Source organism: Pseudomonas profundi, assembly GCF_008638305.1.
Classification (GTDB): Bacteria; Pseudomonadota; Gammaproteobacteria; order Pseudomonadales; family Pseudomonadaceae; genus Halopseudomonas; species Halopseudomonas profundi.
The window spans coordinates 139,229-158,421 of record NZ_VTPZ01000004.1; the positions used below are offsets into that span (position 1 = coordinate 139,229).

Here is a 19,193-nt window from a genome sequence, read left to right on the forward strand (position 1 = left end):
CTTGTCGGGCTATTGCGCCTTGCGCACTCGCAGATACCATTCCGACAGCAGGCGAACCTGCTTCTCTGTATAGCCACGCTCTACCATGCGCGTTACAAAGTCGCTGTGCTTCTTCTGATCCTCCGTCGATGCCTTGGCGTTGAAGCTGATGACGGGCAGCAGGTCTTCGGTGTTGGAGAACATCTTCTTCTCGATAACCACCCGCAGTTTCTCGTAGGACAGCCACGACGGGTTCTTGCCGTTGTTGTGCGCCCGGGCCCGCAATACGAAGTTGACGATTTCGTTTCTGAAATCCTTCGGGTTGCTGATGCCTGCGGGTTTCTCGATCTTCTCCAGCTCCTCATTCAAGGCAGCGCGGTTGAGGATCTCGCCAGTGTCCGGATCGCGGTATTCCTGATCCTGGATCCAGAAATCGGCGTACATTACATAGCGATCGAAAATATTCTGCCCATATTCGCTGTAGGACTCGAGATAGGCGGTCTGGATTTCCTTGCCGATGAAGTCCACGTAGCGCGGTGCCAGATACTCCTTCAGGAAGCGCAGGTAGCGCTCGCTGACCTCGTTGGGGAATTGCTCCTGTTCGATCTGCTGTTCAAGCACATATAACAAGTGAACCGGGTTGGCCGCAATCTCGCTATGGTCGTAGTTGAACACCCGGGACAGGATCTTGAAGGCGAATCGGGTCGAGAGACCATTCATGCCTTCATCTACGCCCGCGGCATCGCGGTATTCCTGGATGGATTTGGCCTTGGGATCAGTATCTTTCAGGTTTTCGCCATCATAGATGCGCATCTTCGAATAGATATTCGAGTTCTCAGGTTCCTTCAGGCGCGACAGCACGGTGAACTGTGCCAGCATCTTCAGCGTGTCAGGCGCGCAATGTGCTGTATCCAGGGAGCTGTTCGAAAGCAGCTTCTGATAGATCTGGATCTCATCGCTGACGCGCAGGCAGTACGGGACCTTGACGATAAAGATCCGGTCAATGAAGGCCTCGTTATTCTTGTTGTTGCGGAAGGTGTGCCATTCCGATTCGTTGGAGTGGGCCAGCAGCACCCCGTTGAAGGGAATCGCGCCCAGGCCTTCAGTGCTGTTGTAGTTACCCTCCTGAGTGGCGGTGAGCAACGGATGCAGCACCTTGATCGGTGCCTTGAACATCTCGACGAATTCCATCAGGCCCTGGTTGGCCCGACACAGCGCGCCGGAGTAGCTGTAAGCGTCCGGATCGTTTTGCGGAAATTCTTCAAGCTTGCGGATATCCACCTTGCCCACCAGCGAGGAAATATCCTGGTTGTTCTCGTCACCCGGTTCGGTTTTCGCCACGGCGATCTGTTGCAGAATCGAAGGGTACAGCTTGACGACTCTGAACTGGCTGATATCGCCGTTGAATTCGTGCAAGCGTTTCACCGCCCAGGGCGACATGATGCTGTTGATATAGCGCCGTGGGATGCCATAGTCCTCCTCGAGAATCGCACCGTCTTCTTCGGCGCTGAACAGGCCAAGCGGCGATTCGAAGACCGGGGAGTCCTTGATGGCGTAGAAGGGCACCTGCTGGATCAGCGACTTGAGTTTTTCGGCGAGTGAAGATTTGCCGCCGCCCACCGGGCCCAGCAAGTAAAGGATCTGTTTCCTTTCTTCCAGGCCCTGGGCCGCATGCTTGAAGAACGACACGATGTGCTCGATGGCGTCTTCCATGCCGTGAAAGTCAGCGAAGGCCGGGTAGCGCTTGATCATCTTGTTGGAGAATATTCGCGACAATCGAGGGTCAAGCGACGTATCGACAAGCTCAGGTTCGCCTATCGCCATCAATAGCCGTTCTGCAGCCGAGGCGTACGCCGTGGGATCCGCTTTGCATAGATCGAGGTATTCCTGAAGGGAATACTCTTCCTGCCGGGTAGTCTCGTATCGGTTCTGAAAGTGGCTGAATATGCTCATGGCGCGACCTCGCTGTTGCCTGGATAAGGTCTGTGGCTTCCGGGCAGCTGTCCGCCTGACGCTGTACAGGGCGACGGCATTTCTTTACGCATGAATCCCCCCATACCACTTCAAAACGGACATTTGGGGATGCCGCAAGATCCGGGCGCCGCTGAGCCGGCGCCGGATCCGGCAGCTCCCTTTTTATCGGAAGCCGGCAGACCGGCCTTCACTTAATAATTCGCCTTGATTTCAGGATAGTTGTTTTATGGAAGAGTGGCAGGGGGGAAATGAAAAAAAGTTTATGGCAAGGTATTTTTTGCGCGTCAGTCGTCGTCGCGTTCGTACTGATCGGGATATTGGCGATGCCACAGTTCGAAGCCGCCGTCCAGGCTATACACCTCGGCGAAGCCGGCGCTGGCCAGGTACGCCGCAGCGGACTGGCTCGAGTTGCCGTGGTAGCAGCAGATTACCAGCGGCTTGCTGTGGTCCGTGGCGGCCAGATACTGCGGTAGATTGGTATTGTCCAGGCGGGTCGCAGACGGCATATGCCCATTGGCAAAGGATTGCTCGTCGCGGATATCTACCACGTTGGCACCCTGTTCCATGAGCCTGGCTGCGTCATCCGGGCCTATGCGTTTGAAATCAGTCATGTTCATCTCCGCAGTCACATTCGTAACGTTCGCCTGTGTTCAGGTTCATCAGCGTCATGCTGTTGCCCCATACGCACCCGCTGTCCAGTCCGTGGATGTCGGTGACGTTCACCTTGCCCTCCAGCGCCGCCCAATGTCCAAAGATCAGGCGGATCTGCGGATCAGGCCGCGGGAAGCTGAACCAGGGAGCAAAGCCGGTGGGTGCGCTGCCAATGGCTTCCTTGGACTTGAGCTCCAGGGTGCCGTCCGCTTTGCAAAACCGCATGCGCGTCAGGTAATTGGTGATCACGCGCAGCCGGTCGACTCCTTGTAGGTCTGCCGACCAGCGTACCGGCGTATTGCCGTACATCTGATCCAGAAAGCCAGGCAGTAGCGTGCCGGAGCGCAATACAGCCTCAACTTCGGCGGCGCGCTCGAGGGTCTCGGCGACTGTCCAGATAGGCGGAATCCCGGCGTGCGTCATCGCATATTTCAGCGAGTCGTCATAATAGGCCAGCGGGCGCTGCCGCAGATTACCGAGCAGGGTCGTACGGTCGGCGGCCTTGAGTATGGGCAACAGCGTATCGGATTTGCGCAAGCGGCTAGCGTCACGCGAGGCAGCCAGCAGATGCAGATCATGATTGCCCAGCACAGCAACGCAGGCATTCCCCAGGCCGTCCAGGAAACGCAAGGTATCCAGGGATTGTGGGCCGCGGTTGACCAGATCGCCAACTGACCAGAGCACGTCACGCGACGGATTGAAGTCCACTCGTTCAAGGAGACATTTCAGTTGCTTCAGGCAACCGTGGATGTCTCCGACTGCGTAGGTAGTCATGCCGTAGCCTTACGTCAATTCAAAGCGTTGGGTTGTGCCAGGCGAAATAGTGGTATCTCGGCGCGGAATTCGTGCTGATCTTCGGCGCGCATGCCGTAGCTGCCCTGCATGGTGCCAACGGGCGTGGGTAACAGGCAGCCGCTGCTGTATGTGTGGCTTGCGCCGGGCTCCAGCACCGGTTGCTCACCGACCACGCCTGGCCCTTCGACTTCCTGAACCTCGCCGTTACCGTCAGTGATAATCCATTTCCGGTCGATCAGCTGCGCCGTAACGGCGCCCTCGTTATGGATATTGACAGTGTAGGCGAAGGCATACCGGCTGGCACTGGGGTCGGACTGTTCGCGCAGATAGCGTGTTTCCACCTTGACGGTGATGGCATGGGTAGGTGAAGCGTTCATGTCAGATCCTTTTGCTGGCGTGCCAGACGATTGGCCAGTCGAACAAATCCGGCCAGGTCCACCTGCTCGGGACGGGTCGTCGGATCCAGTCCTTCTTCAGCGATGCTGTCGGCATCCAGTAGCGGTTTCAGTGTATTGCGTAGTGTTTTGCGTCGCTGGTTGAAGGCTTCGCGTACCACCAGTTCGAGCAGCTTGGGATCATCCGCCGGATGGGGCAACTGCGTATGGGGCGTCAGTCGGACGATGGCTGAATCCACTTTGGGCGCCGGGCTGAACGCGCCAGGACCAACATCAAACAGGTGTTCGACCTGGCAGTGATACTGCACCATGATGCCGAGACGGCCGTAATGGTTCATGCCGGCGCCGGCAGCCAGCCGTTGCACCACTTCCTTCTGCAGCATGAAATGCATATCAGCAATGCATTCAGACTGGCTGAGCAGGTGAAACATCAGCGGTGTGGAGATGTTGTAGGGCAAGTTGCCCACTACGCGCAGCTTTACGCCATCCGCCGTAAGCTGGCTGAAATCGAACTTCAGCGCGTCGCCCTTGTGCAGCTGGAATAACGGTTGATGACCGAAGCGGGCCTGAAGGATTGGATGCAGGTCGTGGTCCAGCTCGACGACATCCAGCCTGGCGCCACTATCGACCAGGCCTTCGGTCAGCGCGCCCTGACCCGGCCCGATTTCGACCAGGTGTTGGCCGGCACGCGGCGCGATAGCACGGTGGATACGGTTGATGACGCCCGGATCGTGCAGGAAATTCTGACCAAAGCGCTTGCGCGCCCGGTGTGGTGCGAACTGACTCATGCTTATCCTCTGGCTTCGATCATGCTGATGGCGGTGTCCAGCGCAACATGCAGGCTGCCGGGGTCGGCGCGCCCGGTGCCGGCGAGGTCAAGCGCTGTGCCATGGTCCACCGAGGTGCGAATGATAGGGAGGCCCAGGGTGATATTCACTGCCTGGCCGAATCCTTTGTGCTTGAGCACCGGCAACCCCTGGTCGTGGAACATCGACAGTACTGCATCAGCATGGTCGAGATATTTTGGTGTGAACAGCGTATCGGCGGGCAATGGGCCCTCGAGCTGAATGCCGTCTCGGCGCAGTGTATCGAGCGCCGGGATGATCACGTCGAGCTCCTCCCGGCCGAGATGGCCGCCTTCGCCAGCATGCGGATTGAGCCCGCACACCAGTATTCGTGGGTTGTCGATGCCGAACTTGTTGCGTAGATCCGCATCGAGTATGCGTATGACGCGGTCGAGCAGGGGGCCTGTTATCGCATCGGCCACGGCGCGCAGCGGCAGGTGTGTTGTCGCGAGTGCCACGCGCAGGCCCGGACAGGCCAACATCATGACCACCTGATCGGTGCCGGTCAGCTCGGCGAAAAATTCGGTATGACCCGAGAACGCCACGCCGGCTTCGTTGATCACGCCCTTGTGCACGGGAGCGGTAACGACCGCTGCAAACCGACCATCGAGACAGCCCTGGCCGGCCTGGCGCAACGTTTCCAGCACGTAAGCGCCGTTGGCCTTGTTCAGTTCTCCCGGGCGACAGGGTGCGTCAAGCGGAACCGACAGCACGCTTAGCTCTCCGGCTGCCTGGGGCCGGGCTGTCTGCGACGGATCGAAGGCACTCAAGGTAACCGTCAATCCGAGCTGTCGCGCACGTTCTTCCAGCAGCCGGGCATCGCCTATCACCACGCGTTGATGCGGGCAGGGAAGTGCGGCCAGCATCAGACATAGATCCGGCCCGATACCGGCGGGTTCGCCCGAGGTGATTGCAATGGCGTTAACCGCCACTAGATCTTTGTCTCAACGTAAGCTTCGTCGCGAATTTCGAGCAGCCAGGTCTGCAGTTCTTCCTCGAACTTGCGGTTGCGCAACATGTTCGCAGCCTGCTGCTTACGCATGTCCTGCGTCATGTCGACGCTGCGCTTGTCGAGCACTTCCAGAATATGCCAGCCGAACTGGCTCTCGAACGGCTGGGAGACCTGATTGACTGGTGTGCGGGTCATTACCTCACCGAATTCCGGCACCATGGCATCGGCGGTCACCCAGTTCAGCGAACCACCGTTGAGTGCTGATCCGGGATCTTCCGAGAAGGAGCGAGCCAGGTTGGCAAAGGATTCGCCGGCCTGGACGCGTTCGTACAGACGCTGAGCCAGTTGCGCGGCCTCGCCTTCAGTACGGATTTCGCTTGGTTTGATCAGGATATGGCGGACGTTGTATTCATCCACTACCTGGCCTTCGCCGCCGCGTTGCTCAAGCAGCTTCAGGATATGAAAGCCGCTAGGCGAGCGCAGCGGCTGTGTGATCTCGCCGACTTCCAGCTGGCCGACCGCCTGGGCAAAGGGGCGCGGTAGTTGCGCAGCCTTGCGCCAGCCAAGTTCGCCGCCTTCCAGCGCCGTGTCTCCGCCCGAGCGGCTGACCGCCAGCGTGGTGAAATCGGCACCGGCGCGCAATTCGTCATACAGCTCGTTGGCCAGTTCAGCTTTCGCCCGGACTTCCGATTCGCTGGCGGATTCAGATACCGGCAGCACGATCATCGCCAGGCGATAGTCCGCGGAGGTCTGGTACTGACCCACTTCGGAGCTGAGGAAGTTGCGCACTTCCTGATCGGACACCTGAATGCGTTCGGCCACCCGACGCTGACGCACCCGATTGATGATCATCTCCCGGCGGATCTGTTCGCGTGCCTGCTGGTAACTGATGCCGTCGCGCTCCAGCGCGGCGCGGAATTGTTCAAGCGACACGCCGTTACGCTGGGCCAGCTGCTGCATGGTCTGGTTCAGGCTGGCGTCGTCGATTCGGATACCGGCGCGCTCACCCATCTGCAGCTGGATGCTTTCGAGAATCAGTCGGTCCAGCACCTGACGCTTCAGTGTGTCTTCGGGCGGCAATTGTGCATCACGCTCGTCAAGTTGCTGACGTACCGCGCCCATCCGCTCTTCCACCTGGCTGAGCATGACGACATCGTTATCCACGATTGCTGCTACCCGGTCCAGCGGCACTACCTGTGCCGCTGCGCTCGAGCTGAAAAACAAACCGGCACACAGGCCGATTACTGCTGTGTATAACTTAAAGGGCATTATTTTCACGCTCTCTGTAACCTGGGATTCCTTCCGAGAGAAGGGTTTCTACACGGTTGCCGGTGACACTGCCAAGTCCCTTGAGGACCACTTGCAGGAAGATACCGCGATTGGGTTCGTCGTCGGCGAGCGATTCATACTCGTCGTAATCGACCCAGTAGCGGTTGACGATGCGGAGTTTCCAGCAGCAGCTGTCGTATTCCAGACCGCCCATGGCTTCGAGGGTTCGGTCTTCGACGAAATCGTGCTGCCAGCGGCCGATAACGCTCCATTGTTGACTGAGCGGCCACATGAAGGAAAGGTCTGACTGGTCGATCTTGTTATTCAGATCACTTCGATAGGCGCCGGTGCGGGTATCGAATGTGTTCAGCTCATTACGGAAACGGTAACCGACGTTGATTGCCTTGCGCGGCTCGGGCTGATAGTTGACGCGCACGTCGCCGGCATTGCTGTCGCTGTCATCCGGATCCCACAGCAGGTTGCTGCTCAGGCGCCAGTCATCATGCATCTGGTACATGAATTCCGCCGCATAGGCGGACGTGGAATTGCTGTCGCGCGGGTCGGGTTCGCCGGTCACGTCGGTTAGCTGCACCCGGCGATCATTCAGATAGAAGATCTGGCCCAGGCTGCCGCGCATGCGCTCGCGGCCAGCGTCATCGAGGAAGCGGCTGGTTGCGCCCAGTGTGACCTGATTGGCATCGCCAGTCCGGTCGCGTCCACTGAAGCGGTCATCGCGATACAGCGAGTTGTAGCTGAACGTGGTTTCGTTGGTATCGAACAGAGGCTGATCGCTCTGTTCTCTGTACGGCGCGTAAACGTAGAAGGCGCGCGGCTCCAGCGTCTGGCGCATGTCATTGCCGAACCAGCTGGTGTCGCGATCGAAATACAGGCCGGTATCGAGGCTGCTGACTGGAACGGTAGTGGAGGGCGTCCGGTCGGCGCTGGCGTAGTCGAAACCGTCGCCTGCACGCTCATCGAACTCCAGATCGTAGTGGGTCGATTCCAGCCGCGTCTTCGGAATGATGAAACCCCAGCTGTTGCGTAGCGGATAACTCAGCGCCGGGCTCACGTTAACCCGATGGCCGTTGGCCCGTTGTAAGCCGCTCAGGCCGATATCGGGCTGGCCGATGGCGAAACCGTTCTCGTCAATAACAGTGCCGGTACGCAGATCCCGATCGAAATAGCTGTACTGAGCGCTATAGTCCAGTCTCAAGCCGGTCTCACCCAGCCCGTTACCTCCGTCCAGTTGCAGCTGCGGCAAGCGTTCGTAGGGGGTGACGGCAGTAACGGTGGATAGCTCATAACCATGTACCAGCGCCTGCAGGCGCCAGGTGTCGCCGGCATAATTCATCGAGGCGCGCTGATTCACATAATCATCCGGGCGCGACTCCAGCGCCGAGGACAGATCATGGAAATAATAAGGATCGCTCATGTCCGCGGTATCGATATGGGCGGACAATCTGTCGGTCAAAGACTGGGCGTGCAGTACGTGATACATCCAGCGCTGTTCGCCGAACTCCTTGTCGTCCAGAAACGCCGCGTTGAGCTGGCTCTGGCTTACCCGGCTCATATGGCGAGCCTCGCCCTCAATCAACGCGCCGCGCTTTGACATCAGGCGTGGGTACAGGGTTGCGTCGTAGTTCGGGGCCAGGTTGAAGTAATAGGGAATGGTGACTTCGTTGCCGTTGTCGGTACTGCTTGCATAGCTGGGCGCGAGCAGGCCGGTCTTGCGGCGGTCATCCAGCGGGAAATTGAAGTAGGGCGTATAGAACACCGGCACATCCTTGACATGCAGGCGCACATGCTTGGCCTCGCCCCAGCCCTCCTCACGATCCAGTTCAATATCCTTGGCGTGCAGCGACCAGGTGTTCTCGCCGGGCTCGCAAGTGGTGTAGGTGCCGTTGGTCATGACGATGACCGCGTCGTCGCGGCGCATCACCTTGTCCCCGGTACCTCTGGCTGCGGCGTCATGTACCACATACTGCACGCGGTTGACGCGCGTCTCGCCGGTATCGACGCGCATCTGTGCTTCGTCGCCGATCATCAACACGCCCTGGTCGCGTAGCCGTACGTTGCCCTCCAGGCGCACCAGATCCTCGCCACGGTCATAGGTGGCCCTGTTGGACTGGGCTTGCAGTCGGCCCTGGCGCAGTACTACGTCGCCTTGCAGAACGCCGATCTGGCTGCTTTGTTCGAAGCGGCTGGTATCGGCGGTGGCGTGGATTGGCAAGTCCGAGAAAGGTGTTTCATCGTCTCGTCCGGCGCGTTCCGGCTCGATATAAGCGCCGCCGCAATAGGGCGCGATGGCTGCTAGCTGGGCGGCATCAAGCTGTTCGCGGGGTACCCAGTCCAGCTCGCTGAAGGGAGTGGGTTGCGCTGGCGGCGGGGGAGTTCGGGACGCTTCCCGCGGTGCAAGTGTCTCGTCGACAGGTCGGGTATCTGCTTTGACCGGTCTTGGAGGCTCGCTCCGTGCGGGGCGTGGAGGCAGCGTCGCTGGCGTGCTCAGAGGATTGCAATTCCATCCCGAACCGTCAGTGCTGGCGCGACATTCCACCTGATCGTTGGCCAGGCTCGTCATGGGCTGGGCCAACAGCAATCCGCTTGCCAGCATCATGGGAAATGAAGAACGAAACGGAGGTATGCGGTAGGCCATTGTAATTATTCCGGGCTTCCAGTCGGTGCGAGCTCGCTCTGCTTGTGCGAGAAGAATGCAACATGCATGCTGCGTTTGCGTAAAGAGATCGTGGATAATAAAGCATTGTGCGGCGCCAGAGCCAGCGCCGTCCGCTCGGGATGGGAATGATGGATTCAAGACAGACGATACTGCACCAATGGTTGCCTGCGGCGCTGGAAACAGCCTATCGCGAACAGAGTTGGGGCACTGTTCCGGTAGGTGAAATCACTACCGCGAGCGCCGACGCCAGTTTCCGCCGCTACTTCAGGTGGCGCGATGGCGTCCGCAGCCTGGTGATCATGGATGCGCCTCCGGAGCGGGAGGACTCGACGCCCTTCGTCAAGGTGGCGGATCTACTGGCCGAGGCTGGCGTACGCGTGCCACATATATATGTAGCGGATCTCCAGCAGGGTTTCTTGCTTATGGAAGATCTGGGCAGTCATACCTTCCTGGAAAGTATCCAGGCCGGGATCAGTGATGCCGAACGCCAGCGGCTGTTCAGTGCGGCAATAGCGGTGCTGGTTCGCTGGCAAGCGACCAGCCGCCCCGGCGTGCTGCCTGAGTATGACGAGGCGGTGCTGAGCCGCGAGCTGGCGCTGTTTCCGGACTGGTACGTCGGCAAGCATATCGGCCGTGCAATGACGGCGGAGGAGTCCGCGGATTGGAACGAAGTCTGCACGGTTCTGCTCGGCAGCATTCTTAATGAAGCCCGGGTATTTGTGCATCGCGATTACATGCCGCGCAATCTGATGACCGCTGCGGGCGAGCCGGGTGTGCTGGATTTTCAGGACGCGCTATACGGCCCGGTGAGCTATGACGCGACCAGCCTGTTTGCCGACGCGTTTTTCAGCTGGCCGGCTGCCGAGCGCGATGCCTGGTTGCGCGAATACTGGCAACAGGCGAAGGAGGCCGGGGTTCCGGTCCCTGACGATCCGGAGGCATTTCTTGACCAGTCGCGCTTGATGGGCGTGCAGCGGCACCTCAAGGTACTGGGCATTTTTGCACGCATTCGCTATCGCGATGGCAAGGCCCGCTATCTTGAAGATGCGCCGCGCTTTATTCGATACCTGCGTGAAGCCTGCGTGCAGGATGCCCGTCTTGCGCCTCTGGCCCGGCTGCTGGACAGTCTGGGATTGCATGCATGAAGGTGATGATCCTGGCTGCCGGGAAAGGTGAGCGGATGCGCCCGTTGACCCTGACGACCCCTAAGCCGCTGTTGCCTGTTGCCGGTAAACCATTGATCCAGTGGCATATCGAAGCGCTAGCCAAAGCCGGACTGACCCGTCTGGTAATCAATCATGCCTGGCTGGGCGAGCAACTGGAGCGAACGTTCGGCAACGGTGAGCATCTCGGCGTGCGGATCGACTGGTCAGCCGAAGGCGAACCGCTGGAAACTGCAGGCGGTATTTTCCAGGCGTTACCCTTGCTGGGTGATGCCCCGTTCCTGCTGGTGAATGGCGATATTTTTACTGATTTCGACTTTTCCGGCATGCGTGAAGACCGCGATAGTCTGGCGCATCTGGTCCTGGTGAATAACCCTGCGCACAAGGTTCAGGGCGACTTCGTTCTGGCTGATGGGCAGATCCGCAACCCCCAGACCGGCGAAGCCGCGCTGACCTATAGCGGCATTGCGGTATTGCATCCGGCATTGTTCGATGGCCTCAAGCCGGGCGCAGCGGCGCTGGCACCGCTTTTGCGCCAGGCGGCAGACCAGGGCCGGGTGACCGGGCAGTACTTCTCCGGCGTCTGGATTGATGTCGGCACGCCGGAAAGGTTGGCTGAAGCCGACCGACAGGCGCAGGCGCGCTGACCATGCTGTGGCCGGTAACGGTAGCGGGAACCTTCCTGGGCGGACTCGCAGGCGGCGCGCCGGGCTGCATTCTTGGCGCGGTGCTGGGACATGCGCTGGATCGCCATCTTGCCCTGCAAAGCTGGAGCGAGCTACCGCAGCGTCTGAGCCGAGCGGCAAGCCGTCAGCACACCTTTGAAGAGGTGTTGTTCATCAGTCTGGGCAGGCTAGCCAAGGCCGAGGGGCAGGTTCAGCCGGCGCATCTGCAGCTCGCGCGCGAAATCATGTCGCAGTTTCGGTTATCGGATGCGGGTCGCGTGCAGGCGATGAAGGCATTCAATCGGGGCAAGGATCCGCGAATCAAGATTGATCGAATGATAGAGCGCCTCTGTGAAGCCGAGCCGGCGCGCGCTGCTGATTTGATGGATTGCTGCTGGCGTATGGCACTCCTTTCCGGTTCGCTGGGGCCTGCCTCTGCCCGCTTGCTGGACGGCTGGGCGCAGCGGGCAAGGCTTAGCCGGCCAGAACAGCAGCGGATGCATCAACGCCACCGGGCTCGCAGCGGTAGCGACACCACACGGCGCGCGCCGGTCTCTACCCAACACTTGGTGAACGAGGCGGCAAGTGTGCTCGGGATCGATGCGGACGCTCGGCCTGACGCCATCAAGCGCGCCTACCGCCGGCTGATCAGCAAACACCATCCGGACAAGCTCATCGGTGCGAGCCAGCAGGAACTGGCCACCGCTGGCGAGCGCATGCATGCCATTCAGCAAGCCTACGAACGGCTTAAACGGCACCGTGATTTTCGTTGATGTGCGGCACTAGCGGCTGCACGAAATGAAAACTGACCGCAATCCTTGCGGTAGACTATGGCGGTCCCGAATTTACCGCTGAGGTCCTGTCATGTTTGAATACGCGATCGCCCCATCCATTCTGTCAGCCGATTTTGCCCGCCTGGGCGAGGAAGTCGATCGCGTACTGGCCGACGGGGCGGATATCGTCCACTTCGATGTAATGGACAACCATTACGTACCCAATCTGACCATAGGTCCGATGGTGTGCAGCGCGCTGCGCAAATACGGCATCACCGCGCCCATTGATGTGCATTTGATGGTCAAACCGGTCGACCGCATCATTGGCGATTTTCTCGACGCCGGCGCCAGCTATATCACCTTTCACCCGGAAGCCAGCGAACACATCGACCGGTCACTGCAGCTGATCAAGGAAGGGGGCGCCAAGGCCGGTCTGGTATTCAACCCGGCCACACCGCTGGATAGCCTCAAGCATGTGATGGACAAGGTCGACATGGTGCTCCTGATGAGCGTCAACCCCGGTTTCGGTGGGCAGAAGTTTATCCCCGGCACGCTCGATAAACTGCGCGAGGCGCGGGCGTTGATCGATGCCAGCGGACGTGACATCCGTCTGGAAATCGACGGTGGCGTGAACGAGGGCAACATCCGCGAAATCGCCGAAGCAGGCGCCGATACCTTTGTTGCCGGGTCGGCCATTTTCAACAAGCCGGACTACAAGGCTGTGATTGACCAGATGCGCGCCGAGCTGGCCAAGGTCCAGCGCTGAGCATGTCAGTACTGCGCCAACTCTTCGATGGCGGTTTGCCGCAACTGGTGATGTTCGATCTGGACGGCACGCTGGTTGACTCGGTGCCCGATCTGGCCGCTGCGGTAAACCATATGCTCGGTCAGCGCGGCCGTGCGCCCGCCAGTCTCGAACAGGTTGGTGATTGGGTGGGTAACGGTGCGCCGGTACTGGTGCGCCGGGCGCTGGCGGGGTCGGTGGATCACGCCGGTGTCGACGACGATGAGGCCGAGGCGGCGCTGCAGGTGTTTCTGCAGGCCTACGGTGGCGCGCACGAACTCACGACCCTGTATCCCGGCGTCGCGGAATGTCTCGATTGGCTGCAGCATCAGGGCTTGAAAATGGCGGTGGTCACCAACAAGCCGCAGCGTTTCGTTGCGCCCTTGTTGGCGGAGATGGGTATCGCAGGGTTTTTCGAGTGGTTGATAGGTGGCGACACCTTGCCAGTTAAAAAGCCCGACCCTGCCGCGCTGCTTCACGTCATGCGACTGGCGCAGGTGGAGCCAGAGCACAGCCTGTTCATCGGCGACTCGCGCAACGATGTGCTGGCGGCGCGTGCTGCCGGTGTGCGGGTGGTTGCGGTGCCTTACGGTTATAACCACGGGCGCCCCATAGCTGAGGAAAACCCCGATCTGCTGGTTGATTCACTTGACGCGCTCATATAGCCTTACGGCTTCCACCCCGTACTCCATGGATCAGCCGTGTTTGTCAGCAACCGCATACTGATGAGAATGATGAAGGCGCTCGCCCGCTGGCGTTGGCGTACCTGAAATTGTTCCGCCTGCGTATTACGCGGGCACCGGTTTGTGTCTGACAATTACCCCGCCCTGTGAGGCTGATCATGACCCGCGAAGAATTCCTCCATCTGGCCAGCCAGGACTACAACCGCATACCTGTTGTGCGTGATGTGCTGGCAGACCTGGACACCCCGCTATCAACCTATCTCAAGCTTGCCGATGGTCCGTACTCCTACCTGCTGGAATCGGTGCAGGGCGGTGAAAAATGGGGCCGTTACTCGATCATCGGCTTGCCTGCCCGGACTGTTCTGCGGGTAACCGGACATCTGTGTCAGGTGCTGGTGGACGACGTCGAGACCGAGCGCCATGAATGCGCCGATCCGCTGGCCTTCGTCGAGACCTTCAAGGCGCGCTATCGGGTCGCCGACGTTCCCGGCCTGCCGCGTTTCAATGGCGGCCTGGTTGGCTATTTTGGTTATGACTGTGTGCGTTACGTCGAGCAACGCCTGGCTCAGTGTCCGAATCCTGATCCCTTGAAAACACCTGACATCCTGCTGATGGTGTCCGAGGAAATCGTGGTGTTCGACAATCTGGCCGGCAAGCTGCACGCCATCGTAGTGGCTGATCCGGCTCGCCCCGAGGCCTATGAGGAAGCCTGCACGCGGCTCGACCTGTTGCTCGGCAAACTCCGCCAGCCATTGGCGCAGCGTTCAAACCTGAATCTGGACGTACCGCTGGACCGCGAGCTGGATTATCGCGCCACCTTTACCAGGGAGGACTATCAGCAGGCAGTCGATCGGGTGAAGGAATATATTCTTGCCGGCGATTGCATGCAGGTCGTGCCGTCCCAGCGCATGAGTATCAACTTCAAGGCAGAGCCCATCGATCTGTACCGTGCGCTGCGCAGCCAGAACCCGACGCCCTATATGTACTTCTTCAACTTCGGCGACTTTCATGTGGTGGGTAGCTCACCGGAAGTATTGGTGCGCGTCGAAGACGGCGAAGTGACGGTGCGCCCGATTGCCGGTACCCGGCCGCGCGGCGCCACCGAGGAAGCTGACCTGGCACTGGAGCAGGACCTGCTCTCGGATGACAAGGAGCTGGCAGAGCACCTGATGCTTATCGATCTGGGTCGTAACGATGTAGGCCGCGTGTCGCAGATCGGGAGGGTGCAGCTCACCGAGAAAATGGTGATCGAGCGCTATTCCAACGTCATGCATATTGTGTCGAATGTGCGGGGGCAGCTGCTTCCGGAGCTCACCGCGATGGACGCGCTGCGCGCCATACTGCCCGCAGGCACGCTGTCCGGCGCGCCGAAGATTCGCGCCATGGAAATCATCGATGAGCTGGAGCCGGTCAAGCGCGGCGTCTATGGCGGCGCGGTCGGCTACTGGGCGTGGAACGGTAATATGGATACCGCCATCGCCATTCGCACGGCAGTCATCAAGAATGGTGAACTGCATGTGCAGGCCGGCGGCGGCATCGTTGCCGATTCGGTTCCCGAGCTGGAGTGGGAAGAAACCATCAACAAGCGCCGTGCCATGTTCAGGGCTGTCGCCCTGGCTGAACAGTCCGTCGAGTGAGGATCAAGACATGCTGCTGATGATCGATAACTATGATTCCTTCACCTATAACGTGGTGCAGTACCTCGGCGAGCTTGGCGCGCAGGTCACCGTCATTCGCAATGACGAGCTGACCCTGGAGGCGATCGAAGCGCTCAAGCCCGAGCGCATCGTTGTATCGCCCGGCCCCTGCACACCGAACGAGGCTGGCGTATCGGTTCCGGTGCTCAAGCATTTCGCCGGTAAGTTGCCGATTCTGGGTATCTGTCTGGGGCACCAGAGCATTGGCCAGGCATTCGGCGGGCAAGTCATTCGCGCGCGTCAGGTCATGCATGGCAAAACCAGCCCGGTCTACCACGAGAACACAGGGGTGTTTGCCGGGCTGGAGAATCCCTTGACCGTCACACGCTATCATTCGCTGGTGGTCAGCCGCGAGCCGTTGCCTGAGTGCCTGGAAATCACCGCCTGGACTCAGCACGAAGACGGTTCGATCGATGAGATCATGGGGCTGCGCCACCGCGACTATATGATCGAAGGCGTACAGTTCCATCCGGAATCGATCCTGACCAACCAGGGCCACGAGCTGCTGGACAACTTCCTCAAACAACAGGGCGGTCTGAGAAGCTGACGAGGTTGCGTCGCGGCGCGCGACAAGACCTCGGCAGACTCTCGGGCTGATTGCACAAGGAGCACCCATGGACATCAAGGCAGCACTGGCCCGCGTGGTCGACCACATCGATCTGAGCACCGAGGAAATGCAGGCGGTGATGCGCCAGATCATGACCGGACAGTGCACTGATGCGCAGGTTGGCGGATTTCTGGTCGCCCTGCGCATGAAGAGCGAAAGCATTGACGAAATTACCGGTGCGGCCATGGTCATGCGCGAACTGGCCTCCGGCGTGGATATCCCGGGCCAGCGTCTGGTCGACACCTGCGGTACCGGCGGCGATGGGGCGAATATTTTCAACGTCTCAACGGCCGCGGCCTTTGTTGTTGCCGCAGCCGGCGCCAAGGTGGCCAAGCATGGCAATCGCGCGGTATCAGGCAAGAGCGGTAGCGCCGACCTGCTCGAAGCGGCGGGGGTCAATCTGGATCTGTCGCCGCAACAGGTCGCCCGTTGTGTCGACAGCGTGGGGGTCGGTTTCATGTTCGCGCCGGCGCATCACGGTGCAATGAAGCACGCCGTAGGGCCACGCCGCGAACTCGGATTGCGCACCCTGTTCAATATCCTCGGCCCCATGACCAACCCGGCCAATGTCGAGCATCAGGTACTCGGAGTGTTCAGCGACAAGTTGTGCCGGCCAATGGCTGAAGTGCTCAAACGTCTCGGCAGCAAGCATGTGCTGGTCGTGGCGGCCAGGGATGGGTTGGACGAGCTGAGTCTGGCGTCGGCAACCCATATCGCCGAACTGCGTAATGGCGAAATCACCGAATATGATGTCACCCCCGAGGATCTGGGTATCGAGAGCCGCAGTCTGATCGGACTGATGGTTGACGGCCCCGAAGCATCCCTCACCCTGATCCGCGACGCGCTGGGCAAGCGTCAGACCGAGGCGGGCGAGCGGGCTGCGGATATGATCATTCTGAACGCCGGCGCGGCGCTCTATGCAGCGGATCACGCTTCTACCCTGAAAGAAGGTGTCGAGCTGGCTTCCGATGCGCTCTATAGCGGTATGGCGCGGGAAAAGCTGGCGGAGCTGGTTGCCTTCACCGAGGTGTTCAGAGAGGAGGCCGCCCAGTGAGTCTGCCGACCATTTTGCAGAACATCGTTGCGCGCAAGCATGAGGAAGTAAAAGAACGTCGCGCGCAGACGCCACTTAGCGAGCTGGAACGTTTGAGCGCCGCCGCCGATGCGCCGCGTGGGTTCGCGGATGCGCTGCGCAAGCGCGCCGCCGAGCGCCAGCCGGCAGTCATTGCAGAGATCAAGAAAGCCTCGCCGAGCAAGGGCGTCATCCGCGAAAACTTTGTCCCCGCTGATATTGCTGCCAGCTATGAGCAGGGCGGGGCGGCTTGCTTATCAGTGCTGACCGATGTGGATTTTTTCCAGGGACATGACGACTACCTGCGCCAGGCACGGGCGGCCTGTAGTCTGCCGGTGATCCGTAAGGATTTCATGGTCGATCCTTATCAGGTCGTTGAAGCCCGCGCGATTGGCGCCGATTGCATCCTCCTGATTGTTGCTTCGCTTGAGGACAGCCAGATGGCGGAACTCGCCAGCGTTGCGGCGGACCACGGGCTGGATGTGTTGGTCGAGGTGCATGACGGCGCCGAGCTGGATCGGGCACTGAAGATCGACACTCCGCTGATTGGCATCAATAACCGTAATCTGCATACCTTTGATGTTAGCCTTGAGACCACTCTCGATCTGTACCCGCAGGTTCCGGCAGACCGTATGTTGATCACTGAAAGTGGCATTCTCAATCGCGCCGACGTGGAAGTGATGCTCGCCCATGACATTTACGGCTTCCTTATCGGTGAAGCATTCATGCGCGCTGAAGACCCGGGCGCCGAGCTCAAACGCTTGTTCTTCTAGTAGTTCTCTGCAGCCACCGACTCAGGATCCAAAGGACCCGGGAGTCGGTGATCGCTGAGCATCGAATTAATCGATAACTCCTACTTACATATTGCGCTTTAACTCCCACCGTTTCGATGTGAGAATCCTTGTCATCTCAACGGACGGACGGCTTCATGCACCTCAAGAATACTCCCGGTCGATATGGCGCGATTGCGGTCGCCCTTCACTGGACAGTCGCCCTGACAGTGATCGGACTGGCCATTCTGGGTCTATGGATGGTCGACCTGACCTACTACAGCGCCTACTACCGCAGCGCACCCTTCTGGCACAAGAGCATAGGGATCACCCTGGCCGCTGTGATGGTGTTGCGGCTTGTCTGGCGATTGGTGAATCCCCGTCCTGCGCCGCTCCCGAACCATCAGCCATGGGAGAAACGAATGGCCACCGTAGTGCACACGCTGCTCTACGTTCTGATTGCCGTGATTGTGATCAGTGGGTTTCTTATTTCGACCGCGAAGGGCCAGGGTGTCAGTGTGTTTGGCTGGTTCGAGATTCCCGCAGTGCTGACTGACCTGCCTCAACAGGCCGACCGGGCCGGCGCTGTGCACTACTGGGTAGCGATCAGTGTATTGGTACTGGCCGGACTGCATGCTCTGGGCGCGTTGAAACACCATTTTATCGATCGGGACGACACGCTGCGCCGCATGCTCGGCATGCGGCCACGTGCGCCTCGGCAAAGTTCATGAAAAAACAGGAGATTCAGATGAGAAAGACCTTTGCAGGCATTGCGTTGGGCGGATTGCTCGCCTTGTCCGGTTCGCTTCAGGCAGCGGACTATATTATCGACAAGGAAGGCCAGCACGCCTTCATCAACTTCAAGACGGGCCACCTCGGTTTCAGCATGCTTCATGGCCGCTTCAACGACTTCGACGGCACTTTTACCTGGGATGAGGAAAAGCCGGAAGCCAGCGAGGTGAATGTCACCATCAACACAGCAAGCGTCGATTCCAATCACTCGGAGCGAGACAAGCACCTGCGCAGCGACGATTTTCTGAACACCAGCGAGCATCCGCAGGCGACCTTCATCTCCACCGACGTTGAAATGACCGGTGAAAATACCGCCAAGGTGACCGGTGACCTGACCCTGAACGGCGTGACCAAGCCGGTGGTGCTGGATGCCCGGTTCATTGGTGAGGGAGAGGATCCCTGGGGTGGCTACCGCGCAGGTTTCGAAGGAACCACCACTATCAAAATGAAAGACTTTGACATTTCCATGGATCTCGGCCCAGCGGCGGCCGAAGTAGAGCTGGAAATGAGCATCGAAGGCATCCGTCAGTAAGCGACTGATCCCATAAAACGGCGAGCATTCAGCTCGCCGTTTTCGTTTCTGGAACTATCCGTTGTCAACCTGATGAAGCCAAGCGAAACGAATGCTGATAGGATGCAAACAAGAATTGATC

Annotated in this window: 18 protein-coding genes and 1 pseudogene; 11 read left to right on the forward strand and 8 right to left on the reverse strand. The window is 59.5% G+C overall.

Annotated features, from left to right (window positions below):
- Positions 1 to 9: 9 nt before the first annotated feature.
- The 8 genes from FZE95_RS07265 to FZE95_RS07300 all read right to left on the reverse strand — a co-directional run bounded on the left by FZE95_RS07265 (position 10) and on the right by FZE95_RS07300 (position 9,513).
- Positions 10 to 1,932, reverse strand: a complete 1,923-nt coding sequence (locus FZE95_RS07265) for a PrkA family serine protein kinase (protein WP_150300193.1) — start codon at positions 1,930 to 1,932, stop codon at positions 10 to 12.
- 305 nt (positions 1,933 to 2,237) lie between these two features.
- Complete coding sequence (glpE, locus tag FZE95_RS07270) at positions 2,238 to 2,564, reverse strand: thiosulfate sulfurtransferase GlpE (protein ID WP_150300194.1); 327 nt, start codon at positions 2,562 to 2,564, stop codon at positions 2,238 to 2,240.
- A complete protein-coding gene (locus tag FZE95_RS07275) occupies positions 2,557 to 3,378 on the reverse strand; it encodes a symmetrical bis(5'-nucleosyl)-tetraphosphatase (RefSeq protein WP_150300195.1) in 822 nt (273 codons plus the stop codon). Before FZE95_RS07275 ends, glpE begins: the two co-directional genes overlap by 8 nt.
- Positions 3,379 to 3,392: 14 nt before the next feature.
- Positions 3,393 to 3,776, reverse strand: a complete 384-nt coding sequence (apaG, locus tag FZE95_RS07280) for a Co2+/Mg2+ efflux protein ApaG (RefSeq protein ID WP_150300196.1) — start codon at positions 3,774 to 3,776, stop codon at positions 3,393 to 3,395.
- On the reverse strand, positions 3,773 to 4,582 hold the full coding sequence (gene rsmA, locus FZE95_RS07285) for a 16S rRNA (adenine(1518)-N(6)/adenine(1519)-N(6))-dimethyltransferase RsmA (RefSeq protein ID WP_150300197.1): 810 nt from the start codon (positions 4,580 to 4,582) through the stop codon (positions 3,773 to 3,775). Before rsmA ends, apaG begins: the two co-directional genes overlap by 4 nt.
- A 2-nt stretch (positions 4,583 to 4,584) precedes the next feature.
- On the reverse strand, positions 4,585 to 5,571 hold the full coding sequence (gene pdxA, locus FZE95_RS07290; protein ID WP_150300198.1) for a 4-hydroxythreonine-4-phosphate dehydrogenase PdxA: 987 nt from the start codon (positions 5,569 to 5,571) through the stop codon (positions 4,585 to 4,587).
- Complete coding sequence (locus FZE95_RS07295) at positions 5,571 to 6,860, reverse strand: peptidylprolyl isomerase (protein WP_150300199.1); 1,290 nt, start codon at positions 6,858 to 6,860, stop codon at positions 5,571 to 5,573. Before FZE95_RS07295 ends, pdxA begins: the two co-directional genes overlap by 1 nt.
- Positions 6,850 to 9,513, reverse strand: a complete 2,664-nt coding sequence (locus tag FZE95_RS07300) for an LPS-assembly protein LptD (protein ID WP_150300200.1) — start codon at positions 9,511 to 9,513, stop codon at positions 6,850 to 6,852. The genes FZE95_RS07295 and FZE95_RS07300 overlap by 11 nt, the downstream gene beginning before the upstream one ends.
- Before the next feature lie 140 nt (positions 9,514 to 9,653).
- Between FZE95_RS07300 and FZE95_RS07305 the strand changes: the two genes are divergently transcribed.
- The 11 genes and pseudogenes from FZE95_RS07305 to FZE95_RS07355 all read left to right on the forward strand — a co-directional run bounded on the left by FZE95_RS07305 (position 9,654) and on the right by FZE95_RS07355 (position 19,072).
- On the forward strand, positions 9,654 to 10,679 hold the full coding sequence (locus FZE95_RS07305) for an aminoglycoside phosphotransferase family protein (protein ID WP_371923566.1): 1,026 nt from the start codon (positions 9,654 to 9,656) through the stop codon (positions 10,677 to 10,679).
- On the forward strand, positions 10,676 to 11,344 hold the full coding sequence (gene murU / locus FZE95_RS07310) for an N-acetylmuramate alpha-1-phosphate uridylyltransferase MurU (RefSeq protein WP_150300202.1): 669 nt from the start codon (positions 10,676 to 10,678) through the stop codon (positions 11,342 to 11,344). The genes FZE95_RS07305 and murU overlap by 4 nt, the downstream gene beginning before the upstream one ends.
- Positions 11,345 to 11,346: 2 nt before the next feature.
- On the forward strand, positions 11,347 to 12,135 hold the full coding sequence (locus tag FZE95_RS07315) for a DnaJ domain-containing protein (RefSeq protein WP_150300203.1): 789 nt from the start codon (positions 11,347 to 11,349) through the stop codon (positions 12,133 to 12,135).
- Between the two features lie 91 nt (positions 12,136 to 12,226).
- Positions 12,227 to 12,901, forward strand: a complete 675-nt coding sequence (rpe, locus tag FZE95_RS07320) for a ribulose-phosphate 3-epimerase (protein ID WP_150300204.1) — start codon at positions 12,227 to 12,229, stop codon at positions 12,899 to 12,901.
- A gap of 2 nt (positions 12,902 to 12,903) precedes the next feature.
- A pseudogene (locus tag FZE95_RS07325) lies at positions 12,904 to 13,689 on the forward strand (phosphoglycolate phosphatase).
- A gap of 71 nt (positions 13,690 to 13,760) precedes the next feature.
- Positions 13,761 to 15,239, forward strand: a complete 1,479-nt coding sequence (trpE, locus tag FZE95_RS07330) for an anthranilate synthase component I (protein WP_150300206.1) — start codon at positions 13,761 to 13,763, stop codon at positions 15,237 to 15,239.
- A 10-nt stretch (positions 15,240 to 15,249) separates the two neighbouring features.
- Entirely contained in the window at positions 15,250 to 15,846 is a 597-nt protein-coding gene (locus tag FZE95_RS07335) for an aminodeoxychorismate/anthranilate synthase component II (protein ID WP_150300207.1), read from the forward strand.
- Positions 15,847 to 15,913: 67 nt separating this feature from the next.
- The gene (gene trpD, locus FZE95_RS07340; RefSeq protein WP_150300208.1) at positions 15,914 to 16,960 is read left to right on the forward strand and encodes an anthranilate phosphoribosyltransferase; all 1,047 of its coding nucleotides are present in this window, start codon (positions 15,914 to 15,916) and stop codon (positions 16,958 to 16,960) included.
- Positions 16,957 to 17,751, forward strand: coding sequence for an indole-3-glycerol phosphate synthase TrpC (gene trpC, locus FZE95_RS07345; RefSeq protein ID WP_150300209.1), 795 nt, complete (start codon positions 16,957 to 16,959; stop codon positions 17,749 to 17,751). The genes trpD and trpC overlap by 4 nt, the downstream gene beginning before the upstream one ends.
- Positions 17,752 to 17,906: 155 nt before the next feature.
- A complete protein-coding gene (locus FZE95_RS07350; protein WP_150300210.1) occupies positions 17,907 to 18,479 on the forward strand; it encodes a cytochrome b in 573 nt (190 codons plus the stop codon).
- A gap of 17 nt (positions 18,480 to 18,496) precedes the next feature.
- Positions 18,497 to 19,072, forward strand: a complete 576-nt coding sequence (locus FZE95_RS07355; RefSeq protein WP_150300211.1) for a YceI family protein — start codon at positions 18,497 to 18,499, stop codon at positions 19,070 to 19,072.
- Positions 19,073 to 19,193 lie beyond the last annotated feature (121 nt).

Coding starts and splice junctions, on each gene's coding strand:
- FZE95_RS07295 (WP_150300199.1), bottom strand. CDS start 6,860: ATGCCCTTTAAGTTATACACAGCAGTAATCGGCCTGTGTGCCGGTTTG.
- FZE95_RS07300 (WP_150300200.1), bottom strand. CDS start 9,513: ATGGCCTACCGCATACCTCCGTTTCGTTCTTCATTTCCCATGATGCTG.
- FZE95_RS07350 (WP_150300210.1), top strand. CDS start 17,907: ATGCACCTCAAGAATACTCCCGGTCGATATGGCGCGATTGCGGTCGCC.
- FZE95_RS07315 (WP_150300203.1), top strand. CDS start 11,347: ATGCTGTGGCCGGTAACGGTAGCGGGAACCTTCCTGGGCGGACTCGCA.
- glpE (WP_150300194.1), bottom strand. CDS start 2,564: ATGACTGATTTCAAACGCATAGGCCCGGATGACGCAGCCAGGCTCATG.
- murU (WP_150300202.1), top strand. CDS start 10,676: ATGAAGGTGATGATCCTGGCTGCCGGGAAAGGTGAGCGGATGCGCCCG.
- FZE95_RS07275 (WP_150300195.1), bottom strand. CDS start 3,378: ATGACTACCTACGCAGTCGGAGACATCCACGGTTGCCTGAAGCAACTG.
- trpD (WP_150300208.1), top strand. CDS start 15,914: ATGGACATCAAGGCAGCACTGGCCCGCGTGGTCGACCACATCGATCTG.
- trpE (WP_150300206.1), top strand. CDS start 13,761: ATGACCCGCGAAGAATTCCTCCATCTGGCCAGCCAGGACTACAACCGC.
- apaG (WP_150300196.1), bottom strand. CDS start 3,776: ATGAACGCTTCACCTACCCATGCCATCACCGTCAAGGTGGAAACACGC.
- rpe (WP_150300204.1), top strand. CDS start 12,227: ATGTTTGAATACGCGATCGCCCCATCCATTCTGTCAGCCGATTTTGCC.
- FZE95_RS07335 (WP_150300207.1), top strand. CDS start 15,250: ATGCTGCTGATGATCGATAACTATGATTCCTTCACCTATAACGTGGTG.
- FZE95_RS07265 (WP_150300193.1), bottom strand. CDS start 1,932: ATGAGCATATTCAGCCACTTTCAGAACCGATACGAGACTACCCGGCAG.
- rsmA (WP_150300197.1), bottom strand. CDS start 4,582: ATGAGTCAGTTCGCACCACACCGGGCGCGCAAGCGCTTTGGTCAGAAT.
- FZE95_RS07305 (WP_371923566.1), top strand. CDS start 9,654: ATGGGAATGATGGATTCAAGACAGACGATACTGCACCAATGGTTGCCT.
- FZE95_RS07355 (WP_150300211.1), top strand. CDS start 18,497: ATGAGAAAGACCTTTGCAGGCATTGCGTTGGGCGGATTGCTCGCCTTG.